The organism is Paracoccus isoporae, assembly GCF_900101865.1.
GTDB lineage: Bacteria > Pseudomonadota > Alphaproteobacteria > Rhodobacterales > Rhodobacteraceae > Paracoccus > Paracoccus isoporae.
Genome location: NZ_FNAH01000006.1, coordinates 225,217 through 239,047, shown reverse-complemented (window position 1 = coordinate 239,047; position 13,831 = coordinate 225,217). Strand labels below are relative to the sequence as shown.

At 66.8% G+C, this 13,831-nt stretch carries 17 protein-coding genes; 12 read left to right on the top strand and 5 right to left on the bottom strand.

The genetic code is table 11. The annotated features are described in order from the left end of the window. Positions 1-376 precede the first annotated feature (376 nt). Positions 377-877: a BrnA antitoxin family protein gene (locus BLT73_RS17320; RefSeq protein ID WP_176805056.1), complete on the bottom strand. Its 501-nt coding sequence runs from the start codon at positions 875-877 to the stop codon at positions 377-379. 240 nt (positions 878-1,117) lie between these two features. On the opposite strand from BLT73_RS17320, the gene BLT73_RS17315 reads away from it, so the two are divergent. Next, entirely contained in the window at positions 1,118-2,038 is a 921-nt protein-coding gene (locus BLT73_RS17315; protein ID WP_176805055.1) for a hypothetical protein, read from the top strand. 158 nt (positions 2,039-2,196) lie between these two features. Here BLT73_RS17315 and BLT73_RS11510 read toward each other — a convergent pair whose 3' ends face one another. Next, entirely contained in the window at positions 2,197-3,309 is a 1,113-nt protein-coding gene (locus tag BLT73_RS11510) for a site-specific DNA-methyltransferase (protein ID WP_090523946.1), read from the bottom strand. 89 nt (positions 3,310-3,398) lie between these two features. Then, complete coding sequence (locus tag BLT73_RS11505; RefSeq protein ID WP_090523944.1) at positions 3,399-4,076, bottom strand: ribonuclease HII; 678 nt, start codon at positions 4,074-4,076, stop codon at positions 3,399-3,401. Between the two features lie 220 nt (positions 4,077-4,296). On the opposite strand from BLT73_RS11505, the gene BLT73_RS11500 reads away from it, so the two are divergent. From BLT73_RS11500 to BLT73_RS11490, 3 genes are read left to right on the top strand one after another with little or no spacing between them, the layout of a single operon-like run. Further along, a complete protein-coding gene (locus tag BLT73_RS11500; protein WP_090523943.1) occupies positions 4,297-5,049 on the top strand; it encodes a GntR family transcriptional regulator in 753 nt (250 codons plus the stop codon). Between the two features lie 60 nt (positions 5,050-5,109). After that, complete coding sequence (locus BLT73_RS11495) at positions 5,110-6,630, top strand: L,D-transpeptidase family protein (RefSeq protein WP_090523941.1); 1,521 nt, start codon at positions 5,110-5,112, stop codon at positions 6,628-6,630. 4 nt (positions 6,631-6,634) lie between these two features. Then, positions 6,635-7,531, top strand: a complete 897-nt coding sequence (locus tag BLT73_RS11490; RefSeq protein ID WP_090523939.1) for an extensin-like domain-containing protein — start codon at positions 6,635-6,637, stop codon at positions 7,529-7,531. A gap of 9 nt (positions 7,532-7,540) precedes the next feature. On the opposite strand, the gene BLT73_RS11485 is transcribed toward BLT73_RS11490, so the two are convergent. Beyond that, a complete protein-coding gene (locus BLT73_RS11485; RefSeq protein ID WP_090523938.1) occupies positions 7,541-8,269 on the bottom strand; it encodes a Crp/Fnr family transcriptional regulator in 729 nt (242 codons plus the stop codon). 98 nt (positions 8,270-8,367) lie between these two features. After that, a complete protein-coding gene (locus BLT73_RS11480) occupies positions 8,368-9,702 on the bottom strand; it encodes a FliI/YscN family ATPase (protein WP_090523994.1) in 1,335 nt (444 codons plus the stop codon). 93 nt (positions 9,703-9,795) lie between these two features. Here BLT73_RS11480 and BLT73_RS11475 point away from each other — a divergent pair, with 93 nt between their 5' ends. The 8 genes from BLT73_RS11475 to flgH are packed head-to-tail and all read left to right on the top strand — an operon-like array spanning position 9,796 to position 13,825. Next, positions 9,796-10,185, top strand: coding sequence for a FlgB family protein (locus BLT73_RS11475; protein WP_090523936.1), 390 nt, complete (start codon positions 9,796-9,798; stop codon positions 10,183-10,185). A gap of 2 nt (positions 10,186-10,187) precedes the next feature. Beyond that, positions 10,188-10,580, top strand: a complete 393-nt coding sequence (gene flgC, locus BLT73_RS11470) for a flagellar basal body rod protein FlgC (RefSeq protein WP_090523935.1) — start codon at positions 10,188-10,190, stop codon at positions 10,578-10,580. Between the two features lie 11 nt (positions 10,581-10,591). Then, positions 10,592-10,873, top strand: a complete 282-nt coding sequence (gene fliE, locus BLT73_RS11465; RefSeq protein ID WP_090523934.1) for a flagellar hook-basal body complex protein FliE — start codon at positions 10,592-10,594, stop codon at positions 10,871-10,873. Continuing rightward, the gene (locus BLT73_RS11460) at positions 10,873-11,142 is read left to right on the top strand and encodes a flagellar biosynthetic protein FliQ (protein WP_090523932.1); all 270 of its coding nucleotides are present in this window, start codon (positions 10,873-10,875) and stop codon (positions 11,140-11,142) included. Before fliE ends, BLT73_RS11460 begins: the two co-directional genes overlap by 1 nt. Then, positions 11,143-11,862 (top strand): flagellar hook-basal body complex protein, encoded by a 720-nt coding sequence (locus tag BLT73_RS11455; RefSeq protein WP_090523931.1) that lies wholly within the window; start codon positions 11,143-11,145, stop codon positions 11,860-11,862. It abuts the gene before it with no gap. 12 nt (positions 11,863-11,874) lie between these two features. After that, on the top strand, positions 11,875-12,660 hold the full coding sequence (gene flgG / locus BLT73_RS11450) for a flagellar basal-body rod protein FlgG (protein ID WP_090523930.1): 786 nt from the start codon (positions 11,875-11,877) through the stop codon (positions 12,658-12,660). Beyond that, on the top strand, positions 12,660-13,097 hold the full coding sequence (gene flgA, locus BLT73_RS11445) for a flagellar basal body P-ring formation chaperone FlgA (protein WP_090523929.1): 438 nt from the start codon (positions 12,660-12,662) through the stop codon (positions 13,095-13,097). The genes flgG and flgA overlap by 1 nt, the downstream gene beginning before the upstream one ends. Continuing rightward, positions 13,097-13,825 carry a flagellar basal body L-ring protein FlgH gene (flgH, locus tag BLT73_RS11440; RefSeq protein WP_425438822.1) on the top strand — a complete coding sequence of 243 codons (729 nt, stop codon included), beginning with the start codon at positions 13,097-13,099 and terminating at the stop codon, positions 13,823-13,825. Before flgA ends, flgH begins: the two co-directional genes overlap by 1 nt. Positions 13,826-13,831 lie beyond the last annotated feature (6 nt).

Below are 13,831 nucleotides of genomic sequence, written 5' to 3'. Positions count from 1 at the left end.
ACCGTGATAATCTCCGACATGACCGCTCCCATTTGTGGATCGTTGAAGACCCACCTTGGCACATCAGATGCCGTCGGGGGGCGGTCACATCATCAAAGCACATCAACTTTACTCGACCATGGCAGATCAGGGAGCAATTACTCGCAGTCAACAATCCACTATGAAAAGATTGCCGGAACACTTCAAGCGACACGCTGAAGTTTGACTGGTTCGGACATTCTTGCTGCATTCACTTCGTCGAGCGCCGATCCTTGTTCCCTGACCATGCGGCAGATACCTACGCTAACTCTTATAACGCGAGTTCTTGTGCATGCGCTTCGCGTCTACAACGTAACGGCGATGGCGGCGCCGATAGTGATTTGGTCGCCACATCGCCCTACCCACCCCTCACCCGCATCCAAGCCATCAGATCCTCCCGCGCCGACCGACGTTCCTCCCCCATCGGCACGCCGTCCTCCTCGCTCATCATCCGCGCGCCGTCCGCGCCCAACGCCTCCTCATATTCCGCCTGCACCCCGCCCCAGCCGGGTTTGCGGCCGTCCAGCCCCGCCTCCTCGCGGCGCTTGAGGTAATCCATCGTCTCCGCCCCGCGCAGAAGCCCGGCCAGACGTGCATGCATGAAGCCGCGCAGCACCGCGTTCGCGCGCGGCTGCCAGCCCGGCCCCATCTGGCGGAAGAACTTCACCACATCCGCGTCGAGCCGGATGGTCACGCGGGTCTTGCCGGTCTCGTCGCGCTCGGCGGCGATCTCGTGCCAGCTCTCGGGGATGCGGCCCTCGGTCAGGATGGTCTGGTGCAGATCCCATTCCAGCCGCCGCATCGCATCGGCCATGTAGTGGTAATTCGCCCGCCGCGCCGCCTCTGCCCGTGTCGTCATCTGCGCCTCCGTGCTGATCGCGCCCATCCTGCCCGGATCGGGGGCGGGACGGGTTAAGGCTGCGCGCGTTGCCGGTGTACGCGCGGTGTACGCATGGTGCACGGGCGGTGCGCGCGCTGTGCAGGGGCGCGACGCGGCCGGGCGGGGCGGGCGGAAGCGCCTGAAATCCGGGTGCATTCCGCCGCGGGGCGGGCTAGGCTGCGGCCCGAACACGCCGCCGCGAAAGGGCCCCGAACCGCCATGATCCCCGATCTGTTCTTCATCGTCGACGGCCCCAAGCTGACCGCGCAGGCGCATCTTCTGACCGCCTCGATCCTGACGCATATGGCCGGGACATGCCGGGTCTTCGCCTATTCCCGCCGCGAGGATCCGCTGCCCGAAACCCTGCAATTGCTGTTCGAAAAGGCCCGCGTGACGCGCCGCGTCATCCCCGGCCTGGACCCCGATCCGTGGAGCAGACCCTACCCGATCGGCAACAAGATCCTGGCGATGGGCGACGATCGCGGCGGCGAGATCTCGGTGTTTCTCGACACCGACACCGTGTTCCACGCCCCGGTCGATTTCATCGCCACACTCGGTCCCGCCGACATGGCCGCCGTGCTGTCCGACTACCGCGCCGCCCTGCCCGACAGCGCCGCCTGGCAGCCGATCTACGACCACTTCAAAACCCCCATGCCCCAGGACCGCCCCGGCACCCTGAAGCGTCCCGGCATGGATTATCCGCCCTATTTCAACGCCGGGATGATCATTTGCCGGAACCGGCCCGCCGGGCTTGCGGCGTCCTTCGGCCAGGCATGGCTGGAGATGGCGCTGTCTCTCGATCATGGATTCCGTGTCGATGAGTTGCACGAGAATATCGACCAGATCACCCTGTCAGTCCTTGGTGCCAGAGACGAGGTGGCCAGCGTGACCCTTTCCAACCGGCTGAACTACAATGTCATGGGCTGGGGCGCACCTGTGCCGGGGGGCTGCGCGATTGCGCATTACCATGTCTTCGGCAAGCTGTGGCGTCTCCCATCAGTTGGTGGACCGGTTATCGCCGCGCTACAGGAGCATCTGGGGGCGGATGGGTTCAGGTCGTTTCTGGAGGAATTCGGACCGCTGATGCAGCGACGGAAACTGAAGCTGATGATGCGCGAGGCGGGGCTGCCCATCCCCTGAGCGGGTGGGTGTCTGACGGCGGGTATGGCCGGCGAAGGGCGTTCGAGCGGCAGCGCGCACGGTCAGAAAAAACCCCGCCATCACGGGATGGCGGGGCAAGTTTGTCCGTGCCGAACGAGCGAGGCAGCCGGACATGGCGAAACCGTGGATCAGGCGGGCTAGTGGGGGCGCTCGTCCATTTCGTCGCGGATCTGCTGGCGCAGCGCGTCGATCGGCAGCAGCTTGCCTTCTCGCTTGAAATGCCAGTAGGTCCAGCCGTTGCAGGAGGGCGCGCCCTCCAGCTTGGCGCCGACCTGGTGGATGGAGCCCTTCACATCGCCGCCGGCGAGGCTGCCATCGGCGCGGACGCGCGCCTTGTGGCGGTTGCCGATGGAATAGAGCTCTTCGCCCGGGCGCAGCATGCCGCGCTCGACCAGCTGGCCGAAGGGAACGCGGGGCTCGGCGCGCTTGCCGGTAGAGGTGGCGAGCGCCTCGGCATGGAGGCGGCGGATGCGGTTCATGCGCTTCAACGCGGCGTCGCGATAGCCGGTCTCGCGCTCGATCCCGATGAAGTTGCGGCCAAGCATCTTGGCGACAGCGCCGGTGGTGCCGGTGCCGAAAAACGGGTCGAGCACGACATCGCCGGGATTGGTGGTTCCGATCAGCACGCGATGCAGCAGCGATTCCGGCTTCTGGGTCGGATGGGCCTTGTTGCCCTGATCGTCCTTCAGCCGCTCGCCGCCATTGCAGATCGGCAGCACCCAGTCGGAGCGCATCTGCACGCCTTCATTCAGCGATTTCAGCGCCTCGTAATTGAAGGTGTATTTCGCGTTTTCCGATTTCGAGGCCCAGATCAGCGTCTCATGGGCGTTGGTCAGCCGCTTGCCGCGGAAATTCGGCATCGGGTTCGATTTGCGCCAGACCACGTCGTTGAGGATCCAGTACCCCTGGTTCTGCAACTCGGCCCCGACGCGGAAGATGTTGTGATAGCTGCCGATGACCCAGATCGCGCCGTCGGGTTTCAGCAGGCGGCGCGCGGCGGCCAGCCATTCGCGGGTGAACTGGTCATAGACGGCGAAGCTGGCGAACTGGTCCCAGTGATCGTCCACGGCATCGACGCGCGAATTGTCGGGCCGGTGCAGGTCACCGCGCAACTGCAGGTTATAGGGCGGGTCGGCAAAGATCAGATCGACACTGCCTTCGGGCAGCGCGTTCATCACCTCGATGCAGTCACCGGCCAGGATCTGGTTCAGCGGCAACGGGCGCGCGGACGCGGTTTTCGGTTCGGTCATCTCTGCCTCTCGTGATGCCGGATTGGTCCGGTCTGATCTACGCAGAATGATGAGTCACCGCGGATTCGGCGTCAATTTATTTATTTGAATCAAGCTATTGGGGTTGTGTCTTTACACAAGATATTGTGGACAGGCCGAAAGCTGCGCCGATGATGTGGGGTCGGGCCCAGCTCGATCAGCGCCCGTTTGTGATCGGGAGTCGGGTATCCTGCGTTCCGCTCCCAGCCATAACCGGGAAACTGTTGCGCCAAATCCACCATCAGCGCATCGCGCGCCGTCTTGGCCAGAATTGAGGCCGCCGCGATGCTGAGCGACTGCGCATCCCCCTTCACGATGGCGCGCGCGGGATGGTTGAGCGCGCGGGGCAGGGCGTTGCCATCCACCAGCACCATCTCCGGCCGGTGCCGCAGCCCCGCCACCGCACGGCACATGGCCAGATGGGCGGCGTGGTAGATGTTGATCGCGTCAATCTCGGCGGGCGGGACGTGCACCACGCAGCAGTCGCAGCTTTCCCGGATCTCCGCCGCGAGCCGGTCGCGCTGTGCCGGGCCGAGCATCTTGGAGTCGTTCAGCCCGACCGGCAGGCGCGCAGGGTCCAGCACCACCGCCGCCGCCGTCACCGGCCCGGCCAGCGGGCCGCGCCCGACCTCATCAACGCCCGCGATCCGCCCGAAGCCGCCCCGCCGTGCATCCAGCTCATGGGCATAAGTCGGAAAGCTGCGGGGCGCGCGGGCCCGGCCATGGGCTGTTTCTTGCCGATGCCTCATTCTGAACTGGAACGTCTTGAAACCATGCGATTATATATCGTTGTGAACTTGTCGCGGCTAGGAACTCCTGATGGTCGTGGATTAAGATGGTGGCGCGACTCAGGTTCATCACGGCTCCGGCCCGCGGTTCGGGATGTCAGTGGTGTGACGATTTCGACAGCTTTCATTACGCGACGTCACTCAACTATCTGTGCGGATCGTTCGATTTCAGGTCAAGGTCATGCTGATTGTAAAACCGGATTCTCTACCCGTCTATGGCGGCATCCGTCCCGTGGGTCGGCAGAGCTATAACACGTGGCAATCCGTGCAGAACGAGATCCTGCGCCGGATCCGCACGGGCGAGTGGACGCTCGGTGACCTGATCCCGACCGAGTTTCAACTGGCCGAGGAAATGGGCTGCGCCCGCGCGACGGTGAACCGGGCCCTGACGCAGCTTGCCGATGACGGCATCGTGCAGCGGCGCCGGCGGGTCGGCACGCGCATCGCCGAGAATGCGGCTGCCGTCGCCAGTGCCGAGGCCACGCCGATCCGCGCCGAAGTCGAGGCAATGGGGGCGGTGTTCGGCTATCGCCTTGTGGCACAGGACGCGGTCGATCCGCCCGAGCATGTTGCGGCGGCACTGCATGTCGGCGCGCGCCAGCCGGTGATCCGCTATCGCGCGCTCATCTCCGCCGACGCGGAGCCCTATTGCAGCGAGGTGGGTTACCTGGTCGCGGATGGCGCGGACGGGCTGGATCTGGCGCTCGAAAGCGGATGCGAGCCGGTCGAATGGATGCGCGAGCATCTGGGGTCGCTGTCCGGCAAGCTGGAGATCCTGGCGACACGCCTCACAGATGAGTGTGCAGAGGATCTTTGCGCGCAAAAGGGCTTGCCGGTGCTGACGCTGGATCGCAGTCTGTGGTCCGACGGCCGGGCGCTGTCATATTCGCGTCGGGTCTATCCGCCGGGACATCGCGTCGGTTTCATGCGCTGATCTTCGGGAACCGCCGCCGCATGGCCCCGGTTGATTCGGACAGACGCAGGAGCAGATCACATGACCGCCGCCTTTCGCTTCGCCCTGATTCCGGCGTTTCTCCTCGCATCGCTGGGCGCGCCCGCCGCGGCCGCGCCGGTCACGGCGGATGCCGTCGAATCCGCCACCTATGCGGGCGGGACATTGCCGCAGGGGCAGGCGGCGCTGACCGCGAAGGTGCAGGTGCTGCTGGATCGCGCGGGCGTGTCGCCCGGCGTGATCGACGGGATCAAGGGCGGAATGAGCCGCAGCGCCATCGCCGCGTTCGAGCGGCGCAGCGGCCTGCCGGCGGACGGGGTGATGGATGCGCGGGTCTGGGCCGCGCTACAGACCTATGCGGGCGAGCCGATCATCACCGACTACACCATCACCGCGGCGGATGAGACGGAGCTGACGCGCTATATCCCCGACGATTATCTGGAGAAGGCCAACATGACGACGCTCGGCTTCACCAGCGTGGCAGAGAAGCTGGGCGAGCGTTTTCACATGGACGACGATTTCATCGCGGTGCTGAACCCCGGCGTGCCGCTCGTCGCGGGCAGCCGGATCAAGGTCGTCGCGCCGTCGAAACCGCTGCGCGCCAAGCTGGTGCGGATCCTGATCGAGAAAGGCACCAACCGCGTCGCCGGTTTCGACGCGACCGGCCATATGGTGGTGAATTACCCGGCCACGATCGGCTCGGCCGCCACTCCCTCACCAAGCGGGACGCACAAGGTCCGCACCGTCGCGCTGAACCCCGAATACACCTACAATCCCGCGATCAACTTCACCCAGGGCGAGAACCGTTCCGTCCTGACCCTGCCGCCGGGACCGAACGGTCCGGTGGGCACGGTGTGGATCGCGCTGAGCAAACCCACCTACGGGCTGCACGGCACCGCCACCCCGTCGCGTCTGTTCGTGAATGAATCCTATGGCTGCGTCCGGCTGACGAATTGGGACGCGGAGGAGCTGGCCCATATGGTTCAGCCCGGCATCACCACGGTGGAATTCCTGGAGCCGGGCGTGACCCTGGCCGATATGTTCGACGAGAGCGACGCCATCCGCACTGCCACGGCGGCGGCCACAGAGGTGGCGGCGCCAGCGGCGGCGGGTGCGCTGAGCCTGGCGTCGTCCACCGCGCCGCTGCGGCGTCCGGTCGGATTGAGCGGAACCGCCGCAGCCGTGCCGGAAGCGGCGACGCCCGCTGGTGTGACAGACGGGGTGAGTGCCGCGGCAGCCGCCGTCACAGCGCCGGAACCCACGGCCACGGGTGCGGCGCGGATGACCCCGGCGCCGGATGGGGGGCTGCCCTCGGTGGCGGAGCTTGGGGCGGATGGAACGCCTGCTCTGACGGGCTCGGACCCGACACAACCGGGGGCGGGCCAGCAACCGCCCCTCGATCCGCTGACCGCAGCGGTGGAGGAAGCGACCTCCGATGCGCCGGACGTGGATGTGACCAATCCGATAGTTGATAGAGAGCCGCAATCGCCGCAGCCCAGCGACACACCCGCCGACCCGCTGCCGCAGGCGACGCCGCAGGGCGGATTGACGAGGCAGGACTGAGGCGGTGCAGGCGCGCGCTTTTCTTGCCCTGCTCGGCTTCGTTTGTGTAGCGCTGCCGATTGCGGCGCAGACGGATGACGCGGCTGGCCAGCAAAGCGCAACAGGCGACGCGCCATCACTTCCCGCCGGGCCGGACAGCTCGCCCGACGGGGTTCTGCGCCCGCCCGCGCGGCCCGATGCGGCCGCGGAGCCGACACCGTCCGACAGCTTCGCACCGGCGCAAATGGACGATCCGTCGGGCCGCGGTGGCGAAGCCCGCAGCGCCGATCCCGCGCCTGCGGCTGACGCTTTGGCAAGCGAGGCTGAGGGGCCGACCGCCTGGCAGCTTCTGGCGGAACCCCCGCTCGCCCATCATGCCTGCCTGATGAGCGCCACGCTGCTCGGCATCCGCTTTGAGGAACTGGCGCCGATCACCTCGCCCGAAGACCGGGATTGCGGCATCGCCAGACCCCTGCGCGTGACCGAGATCCAGCCGGGGATCAGCCTTCCGGGCGGGGCGGAGATGCGCTGCGCCACGGCGATGCGGCTGGCGCTCTGGGTTCGCCATGAATTGACTCCGGCGCTGCGGCTGCTGCCATCCGCGGCGGCATTGACCGAGATCCGCCCCGGCTCCGCCTATCAATGCCGCGCGCGGGTGGGCGGCAGCAGCGAGAAGCTGTCGGAGCACGCGCTCGGCAATGCCTTCGACGTCATGGGGCTGGGATTTGCCAATGGCAGCGAGATGATGATCGCGCCGCGCGATGGCAGCGGATCGGCCGAAGAAGCGGTGCAAAAGGCGATCCGGCACGGGGGATGCCTGTATTTCACCACCGTCCTGGGACCGGGATCGAACGCCGCCCATGACGATCATCTGCATTTTGACATTGCAATGCGGGCGGGCGGCTGGCGGCTATGCGAATAGCGCCGCCGCTCAGCGATTGAGCTGTTCCAGATCCAGATAATCGGGCCGGAACTGGGCCAGGGCGGTGATGCCCGGCCAGTCGAGGATCTGCACCTCCGTCCCCGACCAGCGGATCAGACCACGCTCGCGCAGGTCGCGCACCGCGCGATTGATGTGGATGGGAGAGTAGCCGAGGATATTGGCCAGATCCCGCTGCAGAAGCGGCAGGATATAGCGGTGATCCTGCGCCGCGCCCACCGAGTTGAGCCGGGTGTAGAGCTCGCACAGAAGATGCGCGAGATGCGCACTGGAGCGCAGCGAGGCCGCCGCGACCAGCCATTGCCGGTGCACCGCCGCGTCGATGGTGGTGGACATCCACAGCAGCCGGGTGAGATGCGGCCATTCATTGGTCAGCTCGCGAAGCTGGTCATGCGACACGAACTCGACTTCCGCCGGGCCCATGGCGATGACCGTATGGGCCAGCCCGGCCAGCACGAAACCATGCAGATCGACGAAATCGCCCGGCACATGCAGCGCCGTGATGACCCGATCCTTGCTGCGCGGCAGGACATGGATCCGTGCCGACATGCCGCTGAGCATCAGGCAGCTGCGCTCCGCCACCACTTCTCGGGCAACGATGACATCGCCGGAGGCGAAGCTTTTCCTTTCCGTGGTGATGTCCGCGAGCCGCGCGCGCTCCTCATCCGAGAGTTTATCGCGACGTTCAAGGAAGCGTATGAAGTAGTCAGAAAGGGCCACGGCAATTCCTAAGCAATTTCAGGCGAAAATGCATAAAACACCTTTCTGGCGCAATGCAGATGCAGGATAACAATGGTTAAGCCGAACCGGTTCCTGCGCTAACTCTTGCCGATGCCTGCTGAGCGGCTGTCCAGGATGTCAGACAGGGCGGTGAAACTGGCCGCGCAGTCACCCGCGCCGCTCTGTGCGATGAAGCGGTCGAGCGCCGGGTAGAGCCTGACGGCCTCGTCCAGAAACGGATCGCTGCCTGCCGCGTACAGCCCCGATTTCACCATCAGTTCTGATTCTGCATAGGCGCCGAGCAGCCCGCGCGCGCGCCCGATCAGCGCATTCTCGCGCTCGCTGGCCGCGCGGGGCAAAGCGCGCGAGACCGAGCGCAGCACGTCGATGGCCGGAAACCGCCCCCGCTCCGCGATGGCCCGTTCCAGAACCACATGCCCGTCCAGCACGCCGCGCAGGATGTCCGCGACCGGCTCCTCCATATCCGATCCGGCGACGAGCACGCTGAAAATGGCAGTGATGTCGCCTGCGCCCTGCGCCCCCGGCCCGGCGCGTTCGGCCAGCGACATGATGAGATGCGCGGTGGAGGGCGGAAAGCCGCGATCGGAGGCCGCCTCGCCGGCTGACAGGGCAATTTCGCGATGCGCCTCGGCGAAGCGGGTCACGGAATCCGCCAGAAGCAGCACATGCTGCCCCCGGTCGCGAAAGAACTCCGCCACCGCCATCGCCGCCCATGCGCAGCGCCGCCGGATCAGCGGGGACTGATCGGAAGTGCCGGCAATGATGACCGCGCGCGCCATGCCTTCGGGCCCCAGAGTCTGCTCGACAAACTCGCGCAGCTCCCGCCCGCGCTCGCCGATCAGGGCGATGACGCTGACATCCGCTGCCACCCCCGTCGCCAGATCCGACAGCAGTCGGGACTTGCCGACACCGGACCCCGCGAACAACCCGATCCGCTGCCCCCGCACGAGCGGCAGCAGCGTGTCGAAAACGGCCAGCCCGGTCGCCAGCCGCGGCCCGAGCGGTCTGCGCGTCACCGCGGCGGGGGGCGGGCCGGTGAAGCCGCGCTCACGCGGGCCGGGCGGCAAGGGACGGCCATCCAGCGGCCGGCCGAGCGGGTCCAGGACGCGCCCGACCCAGTCCGGTCCGGGGTACAGCCGCGGCGGGCCGAGAAACTCCGCCTCCATGCCGATGGACAGGCCGTTGGCGGGCTCCTCCGGCAGCACCCTGGCCGATCCGGGGCCGAGCGAGATGATTTCGCCACAAATGCCCGGCGCAGTGCCAAGCCGCACCCTGTCGCCGATGGCGGCGACCGCGTGCAGCCCGGTAATCCGCACCAGCCCGGCGTTGATTTCGGTGACGCTGCCGAAATGCCGTGTCGCCCGCAGCCGCCGGATCCGACCGGCAATCGATTCAAGTTTATCGGGATTCATCTCCGCCACCCCACGCGAATATCGCCTCGGTGAAACGGTTTCTAAATCTCTGCCGGTTAAATCCGGGTTTATCGCAGAAGGGGAGAAGCCTCTATGTTCGACCAGATCGAAACGATCCGCATGGCGCAGGCGATGGGACAGCACGCGGCCGCACGAAACAGGGTCGCGGCGGCGAATGTCGCCAATGCCGATACGCCCGGCTATCGCGCGCAGGATATGCGCCCATTCGCCGCCAGCTATCGCAATGCGGCCGCGAACCCGATGCGCGCGACCCGGCCCGGCCATCTGGATGGCAGCGACCGGCGCGGCACCGATCTCCGGCCGCTCGACGCGCCGGGCGCGCAGTCGCCCAACGGCAACTCGGTGTCGCTGGAGGAGGAGATGTTCCGCAGCGCCGAGATCCGGCGGCAGCACGAGGTCTCTCTGGCAGTTTACCGCTCGTCGCTCGATCTGCTGCAATCCGCCATCGGAAAACGGCGCTGACCATGGAGGTGCAACACAGCGCCAGCCGCATCGCCGCCCAGGCCATGCGCGCCCAGTCCGACCGGTTGCGCCACGTGTCGGAGAATATCGCCAATGCCGATACGCCGGGCTATCGCCGCAAGCTTGTCAGCTTCGATGCGGTGATGCAGGGCGGACGCAGCACCGGACTGATCCGGGCCTCCGCCCCGTTTCTCGACCCGACCGAGCCCGCGCAGATCTTCGATCCGGCCCATCCGCTCGCCGATGCGAACGGGTTCTATCGCGGCTCGAATGTCGATCTCGTCACCGAAATCGCCGATGCGCGGGAAGCCGGCCGGAGTTACGAGGCCAATCTGCGCATCTTCGAGCAATCGCGGCAAATGTCGTCGGCGCTGCTCGACCTGCTGCGCCGCTGAAAGGACATAAGATGATCCATCCCGCCCATGCCGCCGCCGCCTATCACCGCGCCGCCGATGCCGCGCGGACCGGCGGATCGCCGCCGCAGGACCGGCTCAGCCTGGCCGCGGCCCAGTTCGAGCGGCTGATGACCGAGGCGGACCGGAGCTCGATCTCCGCGATGGCGGGGCAGGCGGACACAACGGCGCTCGTCCAATCGCTGACCGAGGCGGAGTTCGCGCTCGATGCCGCCGTGGCGATCCGCGACAAGGTGGTCGAAGCCTATCAGGACATTCTGCGGATGCCGGTCTGATGGGCGAGAACCTGATCTTCGACCTGGTCCGCCAGTCGCTCTGGATCGCGGTGCGGATGTCGGCGCCGCTGCTGGCGGCGGCGCTTCTGGCCGGGGTGCTGATCGGGCTGTTCCAGGCGCTGACCTCGGTTCAGGAGATGACGCTGACCTTCGTGCCGAAAATCGGACTGATGCTGGCGGTGTTCTGGGTCTCGATGAGCTTCATGACATCGGTTCTGGCCGGGTTCTTCACCGACGGTCTGTTGCCGCTGATTGCCGGGGGCGGATGAATGGACAACGCCATCTACGCCTCGCTGACGCGGCAATCCGGGCTGATGCGCGAGATGCGCGTCATTGCCAACAACATCGCCAATGCGCAGACCACCGGCTTCCGCCGCGAAGGCGTGATCTTCGCGGAATATCTCTCCCGCACAGGTCCAGACGGAAACGGGCTGTCCATGGCCGATGCGCGGGGCCGGGTGCTAGACCTGACCCAGGCCGGGCTGACCCGGACGGGGGGCGCCTTCGATCTGGGGCTGGAGGGAGATGGATTCTTCGCCGTCGAAACCCCGCATGGCACGCGCCTGACACGCGCCGGCGCGTTCATCCCGTCCGCCGAGGGCGAACTGATGACGGCGGACGGTCACCGCCTGCTGGATAGCGGGCTGGTCCCGGTGCAGATCCCGCCCGGCGCCACGGATGTCGCGATTGCGCCGGACGGCACGCTCAGCGCAGGCGGCGCGCCGGTGGCGGAGATCGGCATCTTCGCGCCGCGCGACCCCGCTGCGATGCTGCGCCAGGGCGGGACCCTGTTCGACCCCGGCCCGGACCCGCTGGACTCTGCATGGGCGACCCGGATCCAGCAGGGGTTCCTGGAAGACTCGAACGTCGATCCCATCGCCGAGATCAGCCGCATGATCGAGGTTCAGCGCGCCTATGAGCTGGGCCAGACCCTGCTGGACCGCGAGGACCGGCGCATCCGCGACACCATCAACGCCATGACCCGCTGACGGAGACCCCGCATGAAAGCCCTTCAGATTGCCGCGACCGGCATGAGCGCCCAGCAGACCCGCGTCGAGGTGATTTCCAACAACCTCGCGAACATGTCGACCACCGGCTACAATGCCCGCCGCGCCGAGTTCGCCGATCTTCATTACCAGCAGGCAACGCGGCCGGGCACGATCACCGCGACCGACGGCACCGTTGTGCCGGCCGGGATCCAGATCGGCCTGGGCGCGCGACCGACCGCGGTCAGCATCAGCCTGGCGCAGGGCGCGCTGAGCGCAACGGGCGGCGATCTGGACCTGGCGATTGACGGGCCGGGCTATATCGAGGTGACGCTGCCATCCGGCCTGCCGGCCTATACCCGCGACGGCGCGCTGAAACGCTCGCCCGACGGGCTGATCGTGACCTCGGACGGCTATCCCGTCGCACCGGAAATCACCATTCCAGATGGCACCCGCAGCCTGACCATCAACGGCGATGGTGAGCTCTATGCCTATTTCGACGACCGGGTCGCGCCGGAATTGCTGGGCCGGTTCGACCTGGCCGGGTTCACCAATGAAAAGGGGCTGGAGGCGATCGGCTCCAACCTGTTCCTGGAAACCAACGCCTCCGGTCCGGCCTTGACCGCCGCACCGGGCCAAGACGGGCTCGGGACGCTGCGACAAGGCTATCTGGAAGACAGCGCCGTCGATCCGGTGCGCGAGATCACCGAGCTCATCAAGGCGCAGCGCGGATATGAACTCAACGCCAAGGTCATCACCGCCGCGGACCAGATGCTGGGCGCGACGGTGCAGCTGCGCTGATGCGGGCCTGGCTGATCATGGTGCTGGCCGCATTTGCGCCCGTTTCGGCCACGGCGGGGATGGTCGCCGCGCGCAACCTGCCCGCCGGCACGCTCATTGCCGCGGAGGATCTGCTGGCGGACGAAATGGCCACCGAAGGGGTTGCCGAGGCCGCGGCGGCCATCGGGCGGCAGACCCGGATTGCGATCTATGCCGGCCGCCCGGTCGCCGCCGGTGCGCTGCGCGACCCGGTGCTGGTGGCGCGCAACCAGGATGTGCGGCTTATCTTCAGCACCGGCGGGCTGCAGATCGAGACGGCGGGACGCGCCCTGGCGGAAGGATCCGCCGGGGAATGGGTGCGTGCGATGAACCTGTCTTCGCGCAATACCGTCACCGCACGCATCGCCCCGGACGGGGCGCTGATCGTGCCCTCTCACCAAGAAGGAGCTGACCCGTGATCCGCGCATCCCTGTCCGTTCTGGCAATACTGCTGTGGCTGTCCGCCTGCGCGCGCGTCGATCACCTTGGCCGTCCGCCCAGCATGTCGGTCTCCGAAAGCACCCCGGAATTCATCGCCATGACCGAGCCGGAGCTGTTCCTGCCCGAATCCCCGCAGCGCCCGGAATTCGGCGCGTCCCTCTGGGCCGGATCGCATAACTCGCTGGTGCGCGACCGCCGGGCCGGCACGCGCGGCGACATCCTGACCGTGGTGATCGAGATCGACGACCGGGCCGAGATCTCGAACAGCTCCAACCGTTCCCGCGCCGCGTCCGATGATGTGGCGCTGCCGCAATTCGCCGGATTGCCGCAACGGCTGGACCGCAGGCTGGCGGGTGATGCCAGCATGGCCAGTCTGGTCGATGCCAGTGCCGGCTCCAGCTATCGCGGGGACGGCCGGATCACCCGGCGTGACAAGCTGACGCTGCGGGTCGCGGCCACGGTCATCGACCGGCTGCCCAACGGCACCCTGCATATCCAGGGCAGCCAGGAGGTGCGGGTGAATTTCGAGATGCGCGAGCTGACGGTCTCCGGCTTCGTGCGGCCCGAGGATATCGGCCGCAGCAACGAGGTGGCCTATGACCGGATCGCGGGGGCGCGCATCTCCTATGGCGGGCGCGGGCAGATCATGGATGTGCAGCAACCCCGATACGGCCAGCAACTGGCCGATATCGTCCTGCCCTATTGAGCGACG